The sequence below is a fragment of the Streptomyces sp. NPDC002057 genome (genome assembly GCF_040296665.1).
In the GTDB taxonomy this organism is placed as follows: domain Bacteria; phylum Actinomycetota; class Actinomycetes; order Streptomycetales; family Streptomycetaceae; genus Streptomyces.
In genome coordinates, this window is the sequence record NZ_JBEOXR010000022.1 from 42,147 (window position 1) to 63,121 (window position 20,975).

The following is a 20,975-nucleotide window of genomic DNA, read 5'->3' on the forward strand; positions in this document are numbered from 1 at the left end:
CGTCACCCCGGCGTCGAGCCCCGGCCGCACGCGGAACAGAACGAGGACCCGGGAACTCACGCCCCGGACGCCACGTCCACGAACGCGGCCCAGGCGGCGGGGGTGACGGCGAGCTGCGGGCCCTGGGGGTCCTTGGAGTCGCGGACGTGGACGGCGGTGGGGTGGGTGGCTACTTCTACGCACTCGCCGCCTTCGCCGCCGCTGTAGCTGCTCTTGAACCAGGCCAGATCCGTGGTGTTCATAGCTCTCCCAGCATTTTCTCGATCCGCTCCAGGGACTCGCGGCGCGTGAGTGCCTGCGCCCGGATGATCCCATAGCGCTCGGTGTACATGCGTACCTCCTCCGGGTCGGTGATCAGCCGGGCGTGTCCGTAGCTCTCGACGTAAGCGACCTCCCGCCGCCCTTTGGGGGTGAGCAGGGTGAAAGCACCTTCAAGCCCCGGGTGTTCATCGGGATCGTTCGGCATGATCTGGAAGTGGACGGTTCTAAGTCGGGCGACTTCGACGAGGCGCCGCAGTTGCTCTCGGAAGGCGTCTCGGCCACCCAGCGGGCGGCGAAGCACCGATTCCTCGATGACGAAGCTCATCGTCGGGCCCGGCCACTTGTCGAAGATCGCCTGACGCGCCAGTCGGTCCGCCAACCGCTTTCCGATCGTCTCCTCGTCATAGAGGGGGCGGCGGTAACGGAACACGGCCTCCGCGTAGGCAGGCGTCTGCAGAATGCCGGGCACGGCCTGCACGGCGTAGTAGTGCAGGGCGACAGCCTCCGCTTCCGCGTTCGCGAAGCTCCGGAACCAGTCCGGGTGCCGTACCCGCGCCTTTGCCAGCGCCTCCCGCGCGTCGTCCACCGCCGCGATCAGCACCCCGCCCGCGTGCAGCAGCGGGTCCACTCTGATCAGGAAGTCCGGCTGCGGCGTCCGTACCCCCCGCTCGATCGAGGAGATCAAGTCCTCGCTGCAATGTGTGATCTCCGCCAGTTCCGTCTGGCTCAGGCCCGCGTTCTTGCGCAGGACCTTGATGATCTTCCCGAGCGCACGGAAGAGGTGCGCCGTCCCGTCTGCCTCGGACGGCCGTTCCGGCCGATCCGCTTCGTTCCCCGACATCCGTACCGCCCTCTTGGCGCACCCGTACAGTGACTCAGCGTCGTCGCGTCGCTGCTGGTCAGCGTAGAGCCGGGGCTTCAGGCTCAGGGCATGAAGTCCGAAACCTCCACCCCAACCGGTGAGTTCACGCTCCGGCTCTCGGCCACACGCCGGGGCGCACGTCTCGCGCGGTTACTCGCCGTGCAGCAGCTCCACGACTGGGGCGTGACCGGCCCCGCGGCCGAGGCCGCCGAACTGGTCGTCGCCGAACTGGCCACCAACGCGGTCCGTCACGGCCGGGTGCCCGGCCGGGACTTCGAGGTGCGGATGGAGCTGGACGACGACCACGTACGGATCGAACTGTCCGACGCGCGCGGCGAACGACGGCCCGCACCGGTCCGGAACCCCGACGAGGGCGGCTACGGGCTGTTGCTCGTGGCCGCCCTCGCGAGCGCGTGGGGCGTGAAGGACCGGTGCGTCGGCAAGACGGTCTGGGCGACCGTCCCGCTGGCGCCCCGCCGACCCGTCGGCACAGGGTGAGGGCAGAGGACCGTCACACGGGGAGCGGGGCGGGGCGCCGCGCGGGGATCAGAACAGGGTCTTGTACGAGCCGGTCAGCGGCGCCGGGGGGTAGAGCGAGGAGCGGGTGCCGAAGGGCGTCTTCCAGTTGCCGGTGCCCGGGTACAGGGCGAGGTCGTCGTTCAGGCTGTCCGGTCCGTTGGCCAGCAGGTCGGGGCGGCCGTCGCGGTCGGCGTCGCCGATGGCGATGATCTCGTCGTAGCGGTTCCAGCCGCCGCCGATCTTCGTGCGCGGGGCGAAGGTGCCGTCGCCGTTGCCGAGGTAGAGCCAGAGGTCGCCGGCGGTGTCGCGGGCGACGAGGTCTCCGGCGGTCCCGCCGCCGATGTTCCCGGTGGCGACGATCTTGTTGTAGATGCCCCAGCCGTGGCCGGTCTTGACGCGCGGCGCGAACGGCGCGGTGGCGGAGCCGGTGCCCTTGTAGAACCAGAGGGCGCCGGCCGTGTCGGTCGCGACGAGGTCGGGGCGGCCGTCGCCGTCGAGGTCGCTGCCGCCGGTGAGCTTGGTGTAGATCTGCCAGCCGCCGCCGATCTTCGTCCGCGGGGAGAAGATCGTCGTGCCGGTGCCGCCGGTGCCCGTGTGCAGCCAGAGCGCACCGGTCCTGTCGCGGGCCACGAGGTCGGCGAACCGGGCGCCCGCGACGTTCCCGGGCGTGACGATCTGGTCGTACGCGTCCCAGCCCGCCCCGATGTTCGTCTCCTTCAGCGTGTTCTGGGCGCCGTGGTAGAGGGCCTGGCGGCCGTCGTAGTGGAACAGGAAGCCGCCGTCGCGGACGAGCAGGTCCGGCGAGCCGGTGTCCGAGAAGCCGTGCGGGGCCTGCCCGTTGTCGACGGTGAGCGAGCCCGTGCTCTCCACCGGGGCGCCGATGCCGTTGGTGGGCGTCGCCGTCATCTTCCAGGTGTACGGCCCGTTGGGCGCGGCGACGCCGCCGTTGAGCAGGCCCGTCCAGTAGGCGTGGCCGCGGCCGGCGACGTCCACGGTCGAGGTGCTGGTGTGCCGCTGTCCGGTCGCGGTGTGGATCAGTTCGACGTCCACCTTCGCGCCGGTGTACGCGGCGAACTGCCACGTCAGGAAGGCGTCGCCGTCGCCCGTGCGGAAGTCGAAGGTGCCCGGGACCGTGTGGCCCGTCAGCTGGGGCACGATGGGCCGGCCGGTGCGCGCCACGAGGGAGGCGGCCGGGACGCCGTCGGCGCCGGGGGCGATCCGGAAGAGGCCCTCGCCGTGCTCGATCGTGCCGCCCTGGACGAGGAGGCCGCCGTCCGCCTCGGGACGGATGACGGTCACGGTGTCGAGGAGCTCGACCGTCTGCCCGGTCGTCAGCGAGCGGGCCGTCAGCGCGTGCAGGGGGTTGGGCGTCGAGGCGGTGGTCCCGCCGGGCACGGCGTACGTGACCCAGTCGCCCGTCAGTTCGGTGAGGAGCGTGCCCCGTCCGAGGGGGACGCGCTCGACCTCGGTCTGGCCCCGGCGGGCCACCGCGAGCGTCGTCGATTCGCCGGACGGGGACTTCTCGGCCCAGGCCAGGCGTGTGGCGGAGACGCTGACGTCGCCGCTCAGTCCGGCGCCGGGGGTGGCACGGTCCTCGACGATCGCGCCGGTGGCGACGTCCACCAGCGCCACGCGGCTCTGCGTCACCCCGTCCACCGTGCCGGTGTACAGGAGGGCGAGGGTGTCGAGCGTGCTCATGTCGTACCGCCGGACCGACCCGTCGGCGGGGAGCCCGGTCACGGTGCGGTCCACGACGGTGTCGCCGGGCTTGCTGACGAGGTGGACCTCGGCGCGGCCGTCGGCCCGGGTGACGCGTACGACGAGGGTGGTGCCGGCCACCCTGACGAACTGGGCGGACGCGCCGAGGAACGCGGTGTCGATCACCACGGGGTCGGCGCCCGTGGCCATGTCGTACAGGGTGTGGACGGAGCCTTCCGACTTCACGACGTGGTCGCTCCCGAGGGACCCCGCGTACCTCCCGGTGGGCGTGGTGCCCGGCAGCGTGGTCGTCACGCCGTCCGCGTACCGCGTCCAGCGGTGGATGTTCGTGCCGGACTCGGTCCGGCGGGTGAGGAAGCCGGACGGCCCGTTGCCGATGACCACGGAGTCGGGCAGGAGCGCGAAGGCGTCACGCGGCGTCTGCGCCGCGGCCGCCGCGGTTCCCGTCGCAGTGGTTCCGGTCGTCGCGACGGCGGGACCGGCCGCGAGCGAACCGGTCGTCACGGCGAGCGCGACGGTGACGGCCAGGGCGAGTCGGCGGGAGGTGCGTACTCGGGACAATGCGGTGTTCTCCCTCATGAAGCGCGGGCGTGGCGCGACACGCCACGCCCGCATGACTCACGAGGTCATCGAATGGTTGTACGTCAGGAGACCGAGGTGAACTTGGTGCCCTCGCCCGCGTACAGGTTCGTCACGATGCGCGTGAAAGGTGCCGTCGTGCTCCCCGTACCGAGGTACGCCGACGTGCCGTTCGGGCCGTATCCGATCAGGTCGGCCCGGCCGTCGTTGTCGAGGTCGCCCGCGCCGACGAGCTGGGAGAAGGCGCCCCAGCCGCCGCCGACCCTGACGCGGGGCGAGAAGGTGCCGTCGCCCTTGCCGAGGTGCAGCCAGAGGACGCCGGAGGTGTCGCGGGCGAGGAGGTCGCCCGCCGCTCCGCCCGCGGTGTTGCCGACGGCCGTGAGCTGGTTGTAGACGTTCCAGCCTGTGGCGAGCTTGGTGCGGGCCGCGTACGGGGCCTTCCAGTTGCCGGTGGCCTTGTACAGGTAGAGGACGCCGGCCTTGTCGGTGGCGACGAGGTCGGGGCGGCCGTCGCCGGTCAGGTCGGAGCCCGCGGCGATCTTGTCGTACGCGTTCCAGCCGCCGCCGATGGAGGTCCGGGCGGCGAGGGTGCCGTCGCCCGTGCCGAGGTAGCTCCACAGGACGCCGGAGGCGTCCCGGGCGACGAAGTCACCGGCCGTGCCCCCGGCCAGGTTCCCGGCGGCCTCGATCTGGTTGTAGATGTTCCAGCCGGTGCCGATCCTGGTGCGGCCGGAGGTGGTGATCTGGCCCGACTGGGGCCGGTCGAAGGTGTCGTCCCGCCACAGCGCGCCCGAGGCGTCCCGGGCGACGATGTCCGCCGAGCCGTTGTCGTTGAGGTCGTGGGCGTTGGCCTGGCGGACCACCTTGAAGGTGCCGGAGGCGTACGCGGGGTTGCCGATGCCGTTGGTCGGGGTGCCGACCACCGACCACGACCAGTCGCCGTTGGGGGCGCTGGCGGAGCCGTTCTGCAGGTGACCGCCCCAGACGATCCGGGCGTCGGTGGAGCCGGCGGGCACCGTCTCCGAGAAGGTCTTGCCGGTCCTCTGGTGCGTGAGGGTCACGGTGAGCTTGACGTTGCTCTGGGACAGGGTCCACGCCAGCGTGGCCCTGCCGCCGTTCCTGTCGAGGTCGACGACGGCGGGGACGGTCGAGCCGGTGATCCGGGGGCCGGTCGCCTGACCGGAGCTCGCGACCAGCGTCACGCTCGGCGTGCCGCCGAAGTCGGTGATCCGGTACAGGCCTTCGCCCTCGGTGGCGGAGCCGCCGCGGACGAGCACGCTGCCGTCGGGCGCGGTCACGGCGGAGGTGAAGTGGTCGAGGAGCCTGACCTTCTCGGTGCCGGTGAGGGAGCGGGCGGTCAGCGCGTACGACGGGTTCGGCGAGGACGCCGAGGCGCCGCCGGGCAGCCCGGAGAGCAGCCGGTCGCCGACGACTCCCGCGACGACGTGGTTCTCGTCGAGGCTCAGGGGGTAGCGGGTCGGCGTGGAGGTGGCGCGCGTGTACACGACGGCCTCGGTCGTGGTGCTCGCCCGCTCGGTCCACGCCAGGTACGCCGAGGAGAGACCGCCGGTCGCGTTCGGCGCCCACGGGCCCACGGGCTTGGTGTAGTCGTAGAGGCCGAACCGGTTGCCGCCGTTGAGCTTGTACGTCGTGGAGAAGTAGGTCGTGCCCCCGTTCTCCTTCCTGCCCAGGATGAACACCTCGCCGTCGGCGTTGCCGACGACCTTGTAGGCGGTGGCCTGGGTCTCGTACGAGATCTTGTTCTTCTGGAGGACCCCGTTCACCCGCAGGACGGCGTACAGGTCGAGCTTGCCGTAGTGGTCCGGCTCGGTCGCGAACAGGGTGCTGCCCGCGGTGCCGACGAGGACGGCGTCCCTGCCGAGCGCCTGCGCCAGGTCGATGATCGGGGAGGCGCTGCCGGCGCTGTTCATGTCGCGGACGTAGTACGTGCCTCCGTCGCTGGTGATGGCGGTGTCCGAGCCGGTGTTGTGACCGGTCGAGCCCTCCAGCGGGGTGACGGAACCGTCGGCGTACTTCGTCCAGAAGAGGGTCTTGCCGTCGGGCCCGTCGGGCCGGGAGAACATGAAGCCGGTGGTGCCGGAGCTGACGATCCTGGCGTCGGCGGGGATCGTCACCGTGGCGGCGATCCCGTTGACGGCCGCGGGCGCGACGGCGGGCGCCGCGAGGGCCGCCGGGGCGGTGACGAGGGTGCCGGTGACGGCCGTGACGGTGGCGAGGGTGAGGACGGCCGCGGCGACGCGGCGTCCGGACACACGGGTGATGCTGTGGTTCACGCGTTCTCTTCCTGAAGGGGAGGGGGAGACGTCGTCGGACGGGGCCGGACGACGGGGGACCCCGGACGTCGTCGGACGGCGTCCGACGACGTGGGGACCGGAACGTCGCCGGACGGGGTCAGAAGACGGTGTCGAAGCGGGCGGCGTCGGAGTTCACCGACGTGAACGCGGCGGGCTTGAACGGGCCCGTCGCGCTGCCCGTGCCCGCGTAGAGACGGGAACCGGAGGCGCCGACCGCGTAGAGGTCGTTCAGGCCGTCGCGGTCCGCGTCCCCGACGCCGACGAGGTGGGTGAAGGAGCCCCAGCCGCCGCCGACCTTCACCCGGGCGGAGAACCCGCCGTTGCCGGAGCCCTGGTGGAGCCAGAGGACGCCGGAGGTGTCCCGCGCGACCACGTCGCCGTGGTGCGTACCGGCGATGTTCCCGACGGCGGTGATCTGGTTGTACGCGCCCCAGCCGCCGCCGACGCGGACGCGGCCCGCGAAGGGGGCCTTCCAGTTGCCGGTGGCCCGGTAGTACCAGAGGACGCCCGAGGTGTCGGCGGCGAGGAGGTCGGCCCGTCCGTCGCCGTCGAGGTCGCTGCCGCCGGTGATCCTGTCGTACGCCTTCCAGCCGGCGCCGATCTTCGTGCGGGGTGCGAAGGTGCCGTCGCCCTTGCCCAGGTACTGCCAGAGGACGCCCGCGGCGTCACGGGCCACGAGGTCGCCGGCCGTGCCGCCCGCGAGGTCGCCGACGGCCTCGAGCCGGTCGTAGATCTGCCAGCCGGTGCCGATCTGCGCCCGCCCGGGGGAGTAGACCTCGGAGGAGCTGTTCACCTTCACGGTGTCGTCGCGGAACAGGCGCCCCGAGGCGTCGCGGGCCAGGAGGTCCGGGCTGCCGTTGTCGGTGTAGTCGTGCGGTCCGGCCTTGCGGGTGACCTTGAAGGTGCCGGTCCTCAGGAGGTCGGGACCGATGCCGTTGAGCGGCTTGGCCCTCAGCTCCCAGGTGTAGGCGCCACCGGGCGCGAAGGCGCCCATCTCACCGGGGTTCCTGGTGGCCATTCCGTCCCAGCCGAAGGTGAGCGTGCTCGCCTCGCGGAGGTCCCAACCGGAGAAGGAACGTTCCACCTTCGCGCCGGTGGCGACATGGCGCAGGGTCACGGTGCCCTGGGCGTTGGGCCGGGTCAGGGACCAGGCCAGGGTGGCCCTGCCGCCGTTCCCGTCGAGGTCGACCACGGACGGGACGGACGAGGACACCAGGCCGAGCTGCGTCGTCCGGCCGGTCGTGGCGACGAGGGTGGCGGCCGGGGCGCCGGTTCCGTCGGGGGCGATCCGGTAGAGCCCCTCGCCGCCCTTGGACGTCGAGCCGCCGCGCACCAGGACCGAGCCGTCGGGCGCCGGGGCCATCGAGTCGACGTGGTCCAGGAGCCTGACGGTGCCGGAGCCGCCCAGGTGCCGGGCGACCAGCGGGAACTGCGAGGACGCGAACTCGGCGGCGCCGCCGCCCTTCTGCGCGGTGAGCGCCCAGCCGCCCAGGAAGGCCGCGTCGAGCGAGGTCCCCGCGGGCGTCGCGCCCAGCGACAGGGACGTCCGCTCGCCGCCGCCACGGGCGGCGGTGACGAGCTGGGCGGAGAGCCCGGTCGGGTTCTCGACCCACGCGAGGTGGGAGTCCGAGAGGAAGACGCCCGACCGGGGCGCGAGGGTGCCGGTCTGGACGGTCTCGACGATCTTGCCGGTGGCCAGGTCGACGGCGGCGAGGTGGAACGTGCTCGCGTCGGCGGTGCCTCTCCAGTACTGGATCAGCACCGTGTCGAGGGTGCCGGCCTGGGCGCGGAGGACCCGCGCGTCGGTGGGGAGCGGTACGGCGCGGGTGGTGACCTGGGAGCTCCCCGGCTGGGCGCTCTTCAGGGTGGTCTCGAACGTGCCGGAGCTGTCGCGGCGCGTGAAGATCAGCGTCCGGTCGACGACGCCGGCGAGGGTGCCGGCGGAGTCGAGGCCCACCCAGAAGGGGTTCGGCGGGGCGGCCATGTCGTGCAGGAAGTAGCTGGACTCGGTCGGCTTGCGGGCGAAGACGATGTCCGAGCCGCCGCCGTACCAGACGTACGCGGGGTCGAGGGCCCTCGTGGTGCCGCCCGCGTAGGTCGTCCAGAGGTACCGGTCGTCGCCGTTGACGACCTTGCGGCCCAGGAAGCCGGTCGTGCCGGCGCTGACGACCTGGATGCCGTTCTCGACGGTGATCGGGGCGTCGGCCGCCTGCGCGGGGGCCTGGACCCCGGCGGCGGCGGTGGCGGGGGTGACCGCCACCGCGGCGCTCGCGGTGAGGGCGAGGACGACGGTGACGGCGGCGGTCAGACGGTGCCGTTGGATGCGTGCTGAACTCAAGAGATCCCCCCACGAGATGCGAAACGGCGTGCGAGCATGCGCACGCCGTTCGATCAGACTCCTGACGGGCCGGGGTGGTTGTACGGAACGGCCAACTTCCGTACGGATCAGGCGAAGTGGTTGTACGTGACGGCGCTCGGCCAGAACCAGTACGAGGACGTCTCCTCCCGAGACCGCAGCGGCGCCGCCCACTTGCCCGTCCCCCGGAAGAGCGAGCCCTCGGCGTAGAGGTCGGGGCGGCCGTCCCGGTCGGCGTCCCCGAGCCCGACGAGCCGCCCGAAGGGAGCCCAGTCGCCGCCGATCCGGGTCCGGGGCGAGAACGTGCCGTCGCCCCTGCCGAGATGGAGCCAGAGGACACCAGCACGGTCCCGGGCGACGAGGTCCCCGGCGGGGCCTCCGGCGAGGTTCCCGACGGCGGTCAGCTGGTCGTAGACGCCCCAGCCGCCGCCGATCCTCTTCCGCGCGGCGAAGGGCGCGGTGTCCCTGCCGGTGCCCGGGTACAGCCAGAGCACACCGGCGCCGTCGGCGGCGACGAGGTCGGCGCGTCCGTCGCCGGTCAGGTCGCTCCCACCGGTGAGCCGGGTGTACGTGCCCCAGCCGCCCCCGATCCGGATGCGCGCGCTGAACGTGTGGTCGCCGCGGCCCTTGTACAGCCACAGCACCCCGGCCCTGTCGCGGGCGACGAAGTCGCCGACGCCCGAGCCGCCGAGGTCGCCGGTGGCCTCGATCTTGTCGTAGATCCCGAAGCCCTGTCCGACGACCTTGAAGTGGTGCTCCTGGAAGGACTCGTAGCCGCTGCCCCAGTCCGTGGCGCGGAAGGTGTCCGCGAGGAGCAGCCGGCCCGAGGTGTCCCGCATGAGCAGGTCGGGCGACCCGTCGCCGTCGAAGTCGTGCGGCTGGGGCGCGCTCCGGACCACCGTGAACGAGCCCGTCCTCGTCAGCGTCGGGCCGATGCCGTTGAGCGGCCTCGCGTCGATCCGCCAGGTGTACGGGCCCGCCGGCGCACCCGTCGACCGCTCCGGCTCGCCGGGCCAGACCACATCGCCCTGCCAGCGGAAGCGGGAGTACGTGAAGTCCGTGGCCTGCTCCGCGAGCGGGTAGATCTCCTCGACCTTGGTGTCGCCGGTGCGGGTGTTGCGCAGGGTGAGGCGCATCGCGACGTTGATGCGCGAGAGCCGCCACGTCAGGTCGACGCTCCGGTTGCGGCTCAGGTCGATCGTCGCGGGGACGCCGTGGCCGAGCAGGTCGACCTTGGTGGGTTCGCCGGAGGCCGCGAGGAGGGTGGCGACCGGTACCCCGCCGGTCCCCGGGGCGATCCGGTACAGGCCCTGGCCCTGGGCCGCCGTGCCGCCGTGCACGCCGTTCGTGCCACCGGGCCCGTCGATGTCCGAGACGACGTGGTCGAGGAGCTTGCGGGTCGCGCCGGTGTCCAGGTCACGGGCGGTCAGCGCCAGGAGCGGGCTGGGCTCGTAGGCGCGCAGCCCGTCGGTCTGGCCGTAGGTGACCCACTTCCCGACGAGACCGAGCGCCACGCGGTCCTGCGCGGCGAGCGGGATGCGCTGGACCTTGCCGGTGGCGCGGTTCAGGGCCACCACGGTGGCGCTCCCGCCGGTGGGCTGCTCGGTCCAGGCGACGTGCGTGGCGGACACGGCGGAGTCCCGGAGGTTCGGGGCCGCGTGGAGGGAGGTCACGGCGCCGGTCCCGAGGTCGAGGAGCGCCCAGCGGTTCCGTGGCCCCGAGCCGGTCCCGTAGGTGATCAGGGCGGTGTCACCGGCGACGCCCGCGACCCACGGTCCGGTCGCGTCCGTGGGGAGCCCGGTCACGGACCGGGACGACGGCGGGCCACCGGGGGCGGGGGTGTAGAGCCGGACGCTCTCGCCGCCGAGGCCGTTGGAGGCGGCGACGACGAGGGTCGAGCGCACGGCGCCCACGACCCGGCCGTCCGCGCCGGACCGGGAGAGGTCGAGCCGGAACAGTTCCGTGCCCGCCGCCATGTCCCTGAGCGTGACGGTGGAGCCCACCGTGTCGGTCACGACGTCGGAGTCGCGGGAGCCGAAGACCGTGTGCCCGGCGGGAAAGACGGTCACCGCGCCGTCCGAGAGACGGGTCCAGCGGGCCGGTCCGACCTCCTCCCCCGGCCAGGTGAGGAAGCCGGTGCGACCCAGGCTCCACAGCTCCCCCTGGCGGGGATACGCGGCGGCGGTGACGGCGGTGACGGCGGTGCCGGCGGTGACGGCCTCGGGCGGCGCGGCGACGGCGGCCGGGCCCGGAGCGCCGGCCGTGACGGCGAGGGCGACCAGGACCGCCACACCGAGACGGCGGTACCGGCGGGAAACGGGCATGCGCGTGCGGTGGTCCATCGAAGGCCTCCCCCTGGAGCCGAGGCGGCCGGTGGTGCCCCCCACCCGGAGCGTCGCCTCTCGTCAAGATCGGCCGGAGGCTATCAGCCCCCGCCGCCCGACGTCACCGCCGTTCCCCCGCCGCCCGACGTCACCGCCGCTCCACCGCACCCCGCACGTACGCCGCCTGCCCCGCGTGCTGGAGGTCGTCCGCGAGCACCGACACCAGGCGGACGCCGAGGGTGACCGGCGGGTCCCAGGCGGTGTCGACGACCCGGTCCAGGTCCGCGTTCGTGACCCCGCCGATCAGCTCCCGGGTACGGTCGTGCACGGCGTCGTGGTAGCCGAGCAGCAGCTCGGCGGGGGCGCGGACCTCGGCGACCTGGGCGCGGGTCTGGCCGTAGCCGGTCGCCGCCGCCGGGAACGGCAGCCCGAACCGGTCCCGCCAGCCGTCCGCCTCCCACAGCTGCTCCGTGCCGAAGGCGCCCGCGAGGTGGTCGTCCTGGATCCGGGTGAGGTGCCAGACGAGCCAGGCGATCGAGTTGGCGTCCGGATCGAGGCGTACGGAGAGCTCGTCCTCCGACAGCCCCTCCACGGCCTCGTGGACGGCCTCCCGGACCCGGCCGAAGGTGTCGGCCAGCAGACCGGCGCTGTTCATGGGGGCTCCTTCCGGCGACGTGCCAGGGATCAGGAACGCTCCGCCCGCCACCGCTCCACCACGGCCTCGACGTCGAAGGGCTTCCGGTTCAGCGGAGGCCCGGACGGCGGGCGGAGCAGCGCCGCGGCGATCTTGGTGTTGATCTCGCCGAGGATGCGGCGGACCTGGCTCTCCGAGACGGCGGCGGCGACCGCCGCCTCCGCGTCCTCGGCCTCCTTGCGCAGGGCCAGCGAGGGCGGCAGCACGGACGCGCCCTCGCTGTGCATCTTGCCCTTGATCCACCACAGCTCGTCGTACGGCGCCGAGTCGTCGGGGAGCGGCTTGCCGAAGCCCGCGAGACGGCTGAACTCACCCCGCTCCGACGCCTCGCGGATCTGCTTGTCCACGAACGACTCGAAGCTGACTCCGGGCGGCTTGCGTTCGGTCATGTGTCCAGAGTACGGAAAAGGCAGGAGCCCCACTCGTGTCCGGGGACACGGAGCGGGGCTCCTTGGGTACTGCTCTAGTCGTGCGTGTTCGCCGACCCAGGCACCTTAGGCCGGGGAGACGTTCTCCGCCTGCGGGCCCTTCGGGCCCTGCGTGACGTCGAAGGTCACGAGCTGGTTCTCCTCGAGCGAACGGAAGCCGTTCGCGTTGATCGCGGAGTAGTGGACGAAGACATCCGGGCCGCCGCCGTCCTGGGCGATGAAGCCGAAGCCCTTTTCAGCGTTGAACCACTTCACGGTTCCGGTAGCCATGAGCCCTCCTATGGGCCAAAGGGTCGCCCTGCTCCAGAACCTGCAAACAAGTCTGAAAACTACAAAAGCCTGCGGGTCACATGCTCCGCAGGCTCTGTACTGCAAGGGAAACCAAACTGCAACTTGCGTTGAGCGTAGCACGCAGGGCGCGGGGGGCGGTAGAGGGAAAGATCACGTCACTCGCACGTTTGATCTCGCTCCGTGTGCTGACGCGCGTCCCCCGGCGATGCCCACGGTACGAGACGGGTCTAGCCTCACGATGTGGACAACGCAACCGACGAGCAGCAGCGCAGCCGGCCCCGCGTCGGGCACATCCAGTTCCTGAACTGCCTCCCCCTGTACTGGGGCCTGGCCAGGACCGGGACGCTCCTCGACCTGGAACTGACCAAGGACACCCCGGAGAAGCTCAGCGAGCGGCTCGTGCGGGGTGATCTGGACATCGGCCCCATCACGCTCGTCGAGTACCTCCGCAACGCGCGGGACCTCGTCGCGCTCCCGGACATCGCCGTCGGCTGCGACGGCCCCGTGATGTCCTGCGTGATCGTCTCCCAGCGGCCCCTGGAGGAGCTGGACGGAGCGCGCGTCGCCCTCGGCTCCACCTCCCGCACCTCCGTACGCCTCGCCCAGCTGCTGCTCTCCGAGCGGTACGGGGTGGCGCCGGACTACTACACCTGCCCCCCTGACCTCGGCCTGATGATGCAGGAGGCCGAGGCGGCCGTCCTCATCGGCGACGCCGCGCTCCGGGCCTCGCTGCACGACGCGCCCCGCCTCGGGCTCCAGGTCCACGACCTCGGACTCATGTGGAAGGAGTGGACGGGCCTCCCGTTCGTCTTCGCCGTGTGGGCGGCGCGCAAGGACTACCTGGCGCGCGAGCCGGAGACCGTCCACGAGGTGCACCGGGCGTTCCTGGCGTCCCGGGACCTCTCCCTGGAGGAGGTCGCCAAGGTCGCCGAGCAGGCCGCCCGCTGGGAGACCTTCGACGCCGAACTCCTGGAGCGGTACTTCCGTACCCTCGACTTCCGCTTCGGCCCCGAGCAGCTCGCCGGGGTCCGCGAGTTCGCCCGCCGCACCGGCCCCACGACCGGCTTCCCGGGCGACGTCACGGTCGAACTGCTGCCGCCGGAACGGCGATAGCGCCCGGCCGGTCGGTCACCGTCCGGACGGAATGCGGCGCGTTCCCCTTTCGGCTTCCCGGAATTCGCCGCCGCGCCCCCCGACCGGCAATTCATTCACATATCCCCACCCGGCCCGCCCGGCCTATCCCGTCGGGCCCGCCCCGCCAATCCCGAACCCGCCCGTCTATCCCCGCCCGGCCCGCCCCGCCTATCCCCGCCCGGCCCGCCCCGCATTACCGGCGCGCCCCCCGCGCGGCACCCGGCGGAAGCGGCGGGGAGCGCTGGCGTACGCTGGTTCGGACTGTCAGAACCCCTCCGAAAGGGACACCGGTGACCGAGAAGGCCGAACTCCAGTCTGTTCTCGACCGCGCTGCCGCGGGTGGCCGGATCACCCCCGAGGAGGCGCTCGACCTCTACCGCTCGGCGCCGCTGCACGCCCTCGGCTCCGCCGCCGACGCCGTGCGCCGCCGCCGCTACGCGGGGACCGAGCACATCGCGACGTACATCATCGAGCGGAACATCAACTACACGAACGTCTGCGTGACGGCGTGCAAGTTCTGTGCCTTCTACGCCGCCCCCAAGGACACCAAGAAGGGGTGGAGCCGCGACCTCGACGACATCCTGCGCCGCTGCGCGGAGACCGTGGAGCTCGGCGGCACCCAGATCATGTTCCAGGGCGGCCACCACCCGGACTACGGCGTCGAGTACTACGAGGAGCACTTCGCCGCCATCAAGAAGGACTTCCCGCAGCTGGTCATCCACTCCCTCGGCGCCTCCGAGGTCGAGCACATGGCCCGCATCTCCAAGGTCTCCGTGGAGGAGGCGATCACCCGCATCCACGCGGCGGGCCTCGACTCCTTCGCGGGCGCCGGCGCCGAGCTGCTGCCGGAGCGGCCGCGCAAGGCCATCGCCCCGCTCAAGGAGAGCGGCGAGCGCTGGCTGGAGATCATGGAGATCGCCCACGGGCTGGGCGTCGAGTCCACCTCCACCATGCTGATGGGCACCGGCGAGACCAACGCCGAGCGGATCGAGCACCTGCGCATGATCCGTGACGTGCAGGACCGGACGGGCGGCTTCCGGGCCTTCATCCCGTACACGTACCAGCCCGAGAACAACCACCTCAAGGGCCGTACGCAGGCCACGCTCTTCGAGTACCTGCGGATGATCTCGATCGCCCGTCTCTTCCTCGACAACGTCGCCCACATCCAGGGCTCGTGGCTCACCACGGGCAAGGAGATCGGCCAGCTGACCCTGCACTACGGCGCCGACGACCTCGGCTCGATCATGCTGGAGGAGAACGTCGTCTCCTCGGCGGGCGCCAAGCACCGCTCCAACCTGCGCGAGATGATCGACATGATCCGCACCGCGGACCGCGTCCCGGCCCAGCGCACCACCACGTACGAGCACATCGTGGTCCACGACGACCCGGCGAACGACCCGGTCGACGACCGTGTGGCCTCGCACATCTCGTCCACGGCGATCGAGGGCGGAACGGCCCACCCGGAGCTGAAGCTCCTGAACGCGAACTGACCCGCCGGTGCTGACCATCCACGTCGCCGAGGCGTCTCCCGAGACCGCCGTCCTGGTCGACGGCGCCGGCATCGCCGCCGTCGGCCCGTACGACGACCTGGTCGCCGTACGGCCCGAGGCGCGGGTGCGCCGGTGGCCCGGCATCCTCACCCCCGGACTCCTCAACCCGTACGGCCCCGAGCTGCTCGAAGGCATGTACCACCCGGACCCCCGGGAGGCCGAGGGCTTCGGCACCGAGCCGATCACCGGCGAGCGGGCGCAGCGGATCTTCCGGATGGACGCCTCGCGGCGCGGTGCCTCCGCACGCCGCTGCGTGCAGCGGCTCCTCGCCCACGGGACGGTCGCCGTCGCCGGTGAACTGCGGAGCCGGGCCGCCCTGGACGCCGTGCGCCGGGCCGGTCTCGCCGTCGGCCGCCGCCCCGAGAAGCTCCCCGACCGGCCGTCGTTCTCACCGGCGCCGCTGGTGCTCCTGCCCGGCCTGGTGCCGGGCGGACCCGCCCGCTTCGCCGTCTTCGACGTCCCCGACCGGGCCGCTCTGGTCCGGCTGGGCCCGTCGACCTGCGTGGCCACCGTCATCGAGGGGCGTCTGGTCCACCGGGCCCGCTGAGCGCGCCCTGCCGGTCGGGGCGGGAGCGGCCCTGAGATGATGGACGCGCCCGCCCGTACCCCGATTCTGCGAGGCCGAACGCCAGTGACCCGCGCCACCCTGGACAAGCAGCCGCACGAAGTCGCCTCGATGTTCGACGACGTGGCGGCGAACTACGACCTCACCAACGACGTGCTCTCCCTGGGCCAGGACCGGCGCTGGCGCAAGGAGGTCGCCAAGGCGGTCGACGCCCGTCCCGCGCAGAGGATCCTGGACCTGGCCGCCGGGACGGCGACCTCCTCGCAGCCCTTCGCCCGCGCGGGCGCGTTCGTCGTGCCGTGCGACTTCTCGCTGGGGATGCTGCGGGTCGGCAAGAAGAACCACCCGTGGATGCCGTTCACGGCGGGCGACGGCACGAAGCTGCCCTTCCGCGACGACGTGTTCGACGCCGTCACGATCTCCTTCGGGCTGCGGAACATCCAGGACACCGAGCAGGCGCTGCGCGAGCTGTACCGGGTGACGAAGCCCGGCGGCCGGGTCGTCATCAGCGAGTTCTCGCACGCCACCTGGGCGCCGTTCCGCACGGTGTACGAGGAGTACCTGATGCGCGCGCTGCCGCCGGTGGCCCGCGCGGTCTCCTCGAACCCGGACGCGTACGTGTACCTGGCGGAGTCCATCCGTTCGTGGCCGGACCAGCCGACCCTGGCGGGCATGCTGCAGAAGGCCGGCTGGTCGCGGGTGGCCTGGCGGAACCTGACCGGTGGCATCGTGGCGCTCCACCGGGGCTTCAAGCCCGCCTGACCCGGGGCCTCACGGCGCTACGGCCTGACGTACAGGCCGTAGCCGCCGACGCCCGCGTACACGGCGTCCGCCACCTTCCGGTGCACCCGGGTGCCGCCCACGAGGTCCGTCGGCGGGGTCTGGACCCCGGCGCGGGTCTGCAGGGTGGTGGAGCCGCCGCCGTCCAGGTTGAGGGCGTCGACGATCCCGAGCTCGGGGGAGTCCAGGAGGGCGGCGAAGCTCCGCAGGTAGTCGCCGTCCTCGTTGTCCCGCCCGGTGAGCGTGACGAGCACCGGGCGGCCCCTGACGTTGGTGCCGAGGGCGGTGCGGGAGTCGGTGCAGATCAGGGTGGTGCCGTCGGTGCCCTTCTCCGTACCGCCGCACGAGTCGGGCAGCGCGGCGGGAACCTCACCGGAGAGCAGCAGGGTGTGGAAGGAGCTGACGACGTCGACGGAGGCGTCCAGCGGGACGTCCCGGTCCGTGGTCACGTCGTGGAGCTTCTGGCCGATGGTCACCGTGTCGTCGCGGACGAGCCGCGCACGGAGCCACGCGGCGCCGGTGCCGATGCCCTGGAGGACGTGGCCGCCCGCCGGGACGGCGGTGCCGCCGCGCCCCTCGCGGGCCTCGGTGACGACGCCGTGCGCGTCCACGACGACCTCGAAGCCCGGGTCGGCGGTCGCGGGGACGGCCGGGTCGGTGCCGGGCCCGGGGACGGCCCGGCCGTAGTCGTCGGTGAAGAGGACGATCTCGTCGGGGTCGGTGAAGACGTTCGGGATCCCGGTCGGCGTGTCCTCGGCGTCGCGCGCGCAGTGCGGGGCGCGGCCGGGCATCCGGTTGACGTCGTCGATCCGCACGGTCTCGCCGGTGGGGCCGGTCAGCTTCAGATCGGTGCGGAGCCTGGTGACGTACGGGAGTCCGTACTGGATCACCGCGCCCGAACTTCCCCTGCCCCCGCTCCAGCAGCTCGCGCTGTGCAGGACGCCGTCGGTGGCGGAGACGCCGGTGTGCGGGGTCGTCGGATCGGCGCCGGCCGCCGCGGGCTCCCGCTGGAACAGGCCGCCGTTGACCCCCGCGTACGGGTGACGCGCGGTCACGTGCGTGACGGAGGCCAGCTGTTCGGTGAGGGTCTGGGCGGTCGCGTCGGCGGTGCCCACGGTGGATTCCAGGGTGAGCGAACCGGCGGTGGGGTCGATCTCGACGATCTGGAGGATCCGGGCACTGGTGCGCAGCGCGGGGGTCCTCTCGGTCCAGGTCGTGTGGGTGACGCCGGGCGCGACCTGGACGGGGGCGCCGGCCGTCCAGGCCGCGGCGAACGGGCTCGGGGCGGGCTCGCCCGCGCCGGAGGCGGGGGAGGTGAGGGTGAGGGCGGCGCCGAGCGCGGCGACGGCGGCCACCCAGGGGCGGCGGTTCCTGGTCACTGGCATGCGTCCGTTCCGTTGACGAGCTCGTGCGAGCGGAAGGTGCCGGCGAACGGCTTCGGGAGGCTGGTGCTGTCGCCGCGCAGGACGACGTACGCGCCGAACTTCCGCTGGCTCGCCGGATCGTCCCAGGTGCCGGTGAACGAGGCCTCGGGGTAGAAGCAGGCGTGCTTCGCCGTCCGGTTCCAGACGGACGCGGGGAGCGCGGTGCCGGCGCCGTGGCGGTTGCCGTAGTTCTGGGTGGCGGGGTCGGTCGCCGGGAGGTGGACGGTCATCGCGCCCCGGCCGTTCGGCTCCGCGAAGGTGCAGACCCGGTTGTCGGGGCAGCGTTCGTAGCCGGTGAAGCAGAGGGCGCGGTTCGGGACCAGCTTGTGGGCGCTGAGCGTGCCGGTGAAGCGGGCGTCGGTCGTGTACTCGTCGGAGTTGCCGGGCTTGACGGTCTCGAAGAGGCCGCCGTAGCCGGGGTCGACGTAGGCGCAGGCCCACAGGGCGGTGTTGTTCTTCGCGGAGAGCGTCCGGCCGTCCCAGTCGGCGCCGTGGCTCTCCTGGCTCTGCCGGTCGGTGAAGTCCCTGCGCTCACCGGTGCCGCCCGGGCCGGAGTAGAGGCAGAGGGTGGCGGGCGGGCAGTCGTCGAAGGGGGCCGGGTCGGCGTTCGCGGGCAGGACGAGGAACACCGAGCAGAGGAGGGCGAGGGCGGCCGTGATCAGCCCGCCCCGCCGTAGGTCGATGCGGAGGTCGATACGGAGGTCGGTCACGGATGATCATGGTGTCAGCGCGGAGCGTGAAGGGGAACACGTGTTCGCCCCGGGTGGAAGCGGCCGCCGCGCCTCCGCTCCGGGGCGGGCCGACGGGTAGCCCTCCGACTCCGCCGCCACCGGCCCCCCTAGACTTCGACACGTCCTCATCGCCCAACCACCGGGAGACCTCGCCGTGACCGAGCAGCCCCTCTCCGAGCACAGCGCGGACGTCATCGTCGTCGGGGCCGGCCCGGCCGGATCCACCACCGCCTACTACCTCGCCAAGGCAGGACTCGACGTCCTCCTCCTGGAGAAGACCGCGTTCCCCCGCGAGAAGGTCTGCGGCGACGGCCTCACCCCCCGCGCCACCAAGCAGCTCGTCTCCATGGGCATCGACATCTCCGAAGAGGCCGGCTGGCTGCGGAACAAGGGCCTGCGGATCATCGGCGGCGGCGTCCGCCTGGAACTCGACTGGCCGGAGCTCGCCTCCTACCCGGACTACGGACTCGTCCGCAAGCGCGACGACTTCGACGAGCAGCTGGCCCGCCAGGCCCAGAAGGCCGGCGCCCGCCTGTACGAGCGCTGCAACGTCGGCTCCCCGATCATCGACGACCGCACCGGCCGGATCACCGGCGTCCACGCCAAGCTCGGCGAGGAGAAGCGCGAGGTCACCTTCCATGCCCCGCTCGTCGTCGCCGCCGACGGCAACTCCACCCGGATCTCCCTCGCCATGGGCCTGCACCGGCGCGAGGACCGGCCGATGGGCGTCGCCGTCCGCACGTACTTCACCTCGCCCCGGCACGACGACGACTACCTGGAGTCCTGGCTGGAGCTGTGGGACCGCCGAGGCGCGGAGGACCGCCTCCTGCCCGGCTACGGCTGGGTCTTCGGCATGGGCGACGGCACCTCCAACGTCGGCCTCGGCATCCTCAACTCCTCGAAGGCCTTCCGCGAACTGGACTGGCGCGAGGTCCTCAAGGCCTGGTGCGCCTCGATGCCCGAGGACTGGGGCTTCACCCCGGACAACATGACGACCCCGATCCGCGGCGCCGCCCTCCCGATGGCCTTCAACCGCCAGCCGCACTACACCAAGGGCCTGCTGCTCGTCGGTGACGCGGGCGGCCTGGTCAACCCGTTCAACGGCGAGGGCATCGCGTACGCCATGGAGTCCGGCCAGATCGCGGCCGACGTCATCGTCCAGGCGCACGCCCGCGCGACCCCCGCCCAGCGCGAACTGGCCCTGCGGAACTACCCGCAGGTCCTCAAGGACACCTACGGCGGCTACTACACGCTCGGCCGCGCCTTCGTGAAGCTCATCGGCAACCCGAAGGTCATGAAGATCGCGACCCAGCGCGGCCTCACCCACCCGCTGCTCATGAAGTTCACCCTGAAGATGCTGGCGAACCTCACCGACCCGACGGGCGGCGACGCCATGGACCGCATCATCAACGGGCTGTCGAAGGTCGCGCCGAAGGCCTGAACGACCTGCGGTAGTCGGTCGGCGAGACCCCGACCGTCCGCGTGAAGTGACGGCGCATGTTCGCCGCCGTGCCCAGACCGCTGAGGCCGCCGATCTGCTCCACGGGCAGATCGGTGGCCTCCAGCAGGCTCTGCGCACGGGCCAGGCGCTGCTGGAGCAGCCACTGCAGGGGCGTGGTCCCGCAGGCCTCCTGGAGCCTGCGGTGGAAGGTCCGCGTGCTCAGCCGGGCCCGCCGGGCGAGGTCGTCGACGGTCAGCGGCTCGGCCAGGTTCTCCGTCGCCCACTGCAGGACGGGACCGAGCCCGTCCGCGTCGCGCGGCGGCAGCGGAGCCTCGATGAACTGGGCCTGGCCACCGCTGCGATGGGCCGGTACGACAAGCCGCCGGGCCAGCTGTCCGGCGACGGTCGCGCCGAGGTCGCGGCGGACCAGGTGCAGACACAGGTCGAGCGCCGCGGTGGTCCCGGCGCTCGTGAGCACGGACCCCTCGTCCGTGTAGAGCACGGAGTCGTCCACGAGGACGCCCGGGTGGCGGGCGGCGAGCTGCGCGGTGTGCTGCCAGTGGGCGGTGGCCCGGCGGCCGTCGAGCAGTCCGGCGGCGGCGAGCGCGAAGGCCCCGGTGCACAGGGACACCATCCGCGCACCGGACGCGGCCGCCTCGCGCAGGGCGTCCACCAGGTCGGCCGGGACCTCCTCGCCGTCCTCGACGACCGCGTCGGGCACCGACGGCACGATCACCGTGTCCGCGCCGACCAGACCGTCCAGACCGTGATCGACACGCAGCGAGAAGATCCCGGTCCCCGGTCCCGAACCCGTGTCCCCGCACAGCCGCAGCTCGTACCAGGGGTCCGCGAGATCCGGCTGGGGATTGCCGAAGACCGCGCAGGCGATGGCGATCTCGTACAGCTCCCAGACCGACGTCCCGATCCGCCGGTCCGGTACGACGGCGATGGCGACCACTCCCGCACTCATGGCGCCGACCCTACGACACCCCCGGCAGGAAT

The 20,975-nt window shown here is 72.4% G+C and carries 18 protein-coding genes; 6 read left to right on the forward strand and 12 right to left on the reverse strand.

Annotation, left to right across the window (positions count from 1 at the left end):
* Positions 1 to 56: 56 nt before the first annotated feature.
* Both ABT129_RS18900 and ABT129_RS18905 read right to left on the reverse strand, forming a co-directional pair.
* Positions 57 to 242: a DUF397 domain-containing protein gene (locus ABT129_RS18900; RefSeq protein ID WP_351902290.1), complete on the reverse strand. Its 186-nt coding sequence runs from the start codon at positions 240 to 242 to the stop codon at positions 57 to 59.
* Positions 239 to 1,102: a helix-turn-helix domain-containing protein gene (locus tag ABT129_RS18905; RefSeq protein WP_351902293.1), complete on the reverse strand. Its 864-nt coding sequence runs from the start codon at positions 1,100 to 1,102 to the stop codon at positions 239 to 241. The genes ABT129_RS18900 and ABT129_RS18905 overlap by 4 nt, the downstream gene beginning before the upstream one ends.
* Before the next feature lie 90 nt (positions 1,103 to 1,192).
* Here ABT129_RS18905 and ABT129_RS18910 point away from each other — a divergent pair, with 90 nt between their 5' ends.
* The gene (locus ABT129_RS18910) at positions 1,193 to 1,621 is read left to right on the forward strand and encodes an ATP-binding protein (RefSeq protein WP_351902296.1); all 429 of its coding nucleotides are present in this window, start codon (positions 1,193 to 1,195) and stop codon (positions 1,619 to 1,621) included.
* Positions 1,622 to 1,669: 48 nt separating this feature from the next.
* On the opposite strand, the gene ABT129_RS18915 is transcribed toward ABT129_RS18910, so the two are convergent.
* The 7 genes from ABT129_RS18915 to ABT129_RS18945 form a co-directional block, all read right to left on the reverse strand.
* Positions 1,670 to 3,922: an FG-GAP repeat domain-containing protein gene (locus ABT129_RS18915; protein WP_351902299.1), complete on the reverse strand. Its 2,253-nt coding sequence runs from the start codon at positions 3,920 to 3,922 to the stop codon at positions 1,670 to 1,672.
* Between the two features lie 83 nt (positions 3,923 to 4,005).
* Positions 4,006 to 6,234, reverse strand: a complete 2,229-nt coding sequence (locus ABT129_RS18920) for an FG-GAP repeat domain-containing protein (RefSeq protein ID WP_351902302.1) — start codon at positions 6,232 to 6,234, stop codon at positions 4,006 to 4,008.
* Between the two features lie 118 nt (positions 6,235 to 6,352).
* The gene (locus ABT129_RS18925) at positions 6,353 to 8,593 is read right to left on the reverse strand and encodes an FG-GAP repeat domain-containing protein (RefSeq protein WP_351902304.1); all 2,241 of its coding nucleotides are present in this window, start codon (positions 8,591 to 8,593) and stop codon (positions 6,353 to 6,355) included.
* Between the two features lie 107 nt (positions 8,594 to 8,700).
* Positions 8,701 to 10,953, reverse strand: a complete 2,253-nt coding sequence (locus tag ABT129_RS18930; RefSeq protein WP_351902307.1) for an FG-GAP repeat domain-containing protein — start codon at positions 10,951 to 10,953, stop codon at positions 8,701 to 8,703.
* Positions 10,954 to 11,083: 130 nt separating this feature from the next.
* On the reverse strand, positions 11,084 to 11,590 hold the full coding sequence (locus ABT129_RS18935; RefSeq protein ID WP_351902310.1) for a mycothiol transferase: 507 nt from the start codon (positions 11,588 to 11,590) through the stop codon (positions 11,084 to 11,086).
* Between the two features lie 29 nt (positions 11,591 to 11,619).
* On the reverse strand, positions 11,620 to 12,018 hold the full coding sequence (locus ABT129_RS18940; RefSeq protein WP_351902313.1) for a DnaJ family domain-containing protein: 399 nt from the start codon (positions 12,016 to 12,018) through the stop codon (positions 11,620 to 11,622).
* A gap of 105 nt (positions 12,019 to 12,123) precedes the next feature.
* The gene (locus ABT129_RS18945; protein ID WP_015035453.1) at positions 12,124 to 12,327 is read right to left on the reverse strand and encodes a cold-shock protein; all 204 of its coding nucleotides are present in this window, start codon (positions 12,325 to 12,327) and stop codon (positions 12,124 to 12,126) included.
* Between the two features lie 261 nt (positions 12,328 to 12,588).
* Here ABT129_RS18945 and ABT129_RS18950 point away from each other — a divergent pair, with 261 nt between their 5' ends.
* From ABT129_RS18950 to ABT129_RS18965, 4 genes are all read left to right on the forward strand, one after another.
* Positions 12,589 to 13,461: a menaquinone biosynthetic enzyme MqnA/MqnD family protein gene (locus ABT129_RS18950; protein ID WP_351902316.1), complete on the forward strand. Its 873-nt coding sequence runs from the start codon at positions 12,589 to 12,591 to the stop codon at positions 13,459 to 13,461.
* A 311-nt stretch (positions 13,462 to 13,772) separates the two neighbouring features.
* Complete coding sequence (mqnC, locus tag ABT129_RS18955; protein ID WP_351902319.1) at positions 13,773 to 14,972, forward strand: cyclic dehypoxanthinyl futalosine synthase; 1,200 nt, start codon at positions 13,773 to 13,775, stop codon at positions 14,970 to 14,972.
* Between the two features lie 7 nt (positions 14,973 to 14,979).
* Entirely contained in the window at positions 14,980 to 15,579 is a 600-nt protein-coding gene (locus ABT129_RS18960; RefSeq protein WP_351902321.1) for a hypothetical protein, read from the forward strand.
* 84 nt (positions 15,580 to 15,663) lie between these two features.
* Positions 15,664 to 16,359 carry a demethylmenaquinone methyltransferase gene (locus ABT129_RS18965; protein ID WP_351902324.1) on the forward strand — a complete coding sequence of 232 codons (696 nt, stop codon included), beginning with the start codon at positions 15,664 to 15,666 and terminating at the stop codon, positions 16,357 to 16,359.
* Positions 16,360 to 16,376: 17 nt separating this feature from the next.
* Here ABT129_RS18965 and ABT129_RS18970 read toward each other — a convergent pair whose 3' ends face one another.
* Together ABT129_RS18970 and ABT129_RS18975 are read right to left on the reverse strand one after the other, a co-directional pair.
* Entirely contained in the window at positions 16,377 to 17,762 is a 1,386-nt protein-coding gene (locus ABT129_RS18970; protein ID WP_351902327.1) for a phosphodiester glycosidase family protein, read from the reverse strand.
* Positions 17,753 to 18,511: a peptidase inhibitor family I36 protein gene (locus ABT129_RS18975; protein WP_351902330.1), complete on the reverse strand. Its 759-nt coding sequence runs from the start codon at positions 18,509 to 18,511 to the stop codon at positions 17,753 to 17,755. The genes ABT129_RS18970 and ABT129_RS18975 overlap by 10 nt, the downstream gene beginning before the upstream one ends.
* A gap of 175 nt (positions 18,512 to 18,686) precedes the next feature.
* Here ABT129_RS18975 and ABT129_RS18980 point away from each other — a divergent pair, with 175 nt between their 5' ends.
* Positions 18,687 to 19,973, forward strand: a complete 1,287-nt coding sequence (locus tag ABT129_RS18980; protein ID WP_351902333.1) for a geranylgeranyl reductase family protein — start codon at positions 18,687 to 18,689, stop codon at positions 19,971 to 19,973.
* Here ABT129_RS18980 and ABT129_RS18985 read toward each other — a convergent pair.
* Complete coding sequence (locus tag ABT129_RS18985) at positions 19,939 to 20,943, reverse strand: helix-turn-helix domain-containing protein (protein ID WP_351902335.1); 1,005 nt, start codon at positions 20,941 to 20,943, stop codon at positions 19,939 to 19,941. The genes ABT129_RS18980 and ABT129_RS18985 overlap by 35 nt on opposite strands.
* Between the last annotated feature and the right edge of the window lie 32 nt (positions 20,944 to 20,975).

What these genes read in the sequence shown, in the direction of transcription:
- ABT129_RS18900 (WP_351902290.1), bottom strand. Translation starts at nt 242, where the DNA reads ATGAACACCACGGATCTGGCCTGGTTCAAGAGCAGCTACAGCGGCGGC.
- ABT129_RS18905 (WP_351902293.1), bottom strand. Translation starts at nt 1,102, where the DNA reads ATGTCGGGGAACGAAGCGGATCGGCCGGAACGGCCGTCCGAGGCAGAC.
- ABT129_RS18910 (WP_351902296.1), top strand. Translation starts at nt 1,193, where the DNA reads ATGAAGTCCGAAACCTCCACCCCAACCGGTGAGTTCACGCTCCGGCTC.
- ABT129_RS18930 (WP_351902307.1), bottom strand. Translation starts at nt 10,953, where the DNA reads ATGGACCACCGCACGCGCATGCCCGTTTCCCGCCGGTACCGCCGTCTC.
- ABT129_RS18935 (WP_351902310.1), bottom strand. Translation starts at nt 11,590, where the DNA reads ATGAACAGCGCCGGTCTGCTGGCCGACACCTTCGGCCGGGTCCGGGAG.
- ABT129_RS18940 (WP_351902313.1), bottom strand. Translation starts at nt 12,018, where the DNA reads ATGACCGAACGCAAGCCGCCCGGAGTCAGCTTCGAGTCGTTCGTGGAC.
- ABT129_RS18945 (WP_015035453.1), bottom strand. Translation starts at nt 12,327, where the DNA reads ATGGCTACCGGAACCGTGAAGTGGTTCAACGCTGAAAAGGGCTTCGGC.
- ABT129_RS18970 (WP_351902327.1), bottom strand. Translation starts at nt 17,762, where the DNA reads ATGCCAGTGACCAGGAACCGCCGCCCCTGGGTGGCCGCCGTCGCCGCG.
- ABT129_RS18985 (WP_351902335.1), bottom strand. Translation starts at nt 20,943, where the DNA reads ATGAGTGCGGGAGTGGTCGCCATCGCCGTCGTACCGGACCGGCGGATC.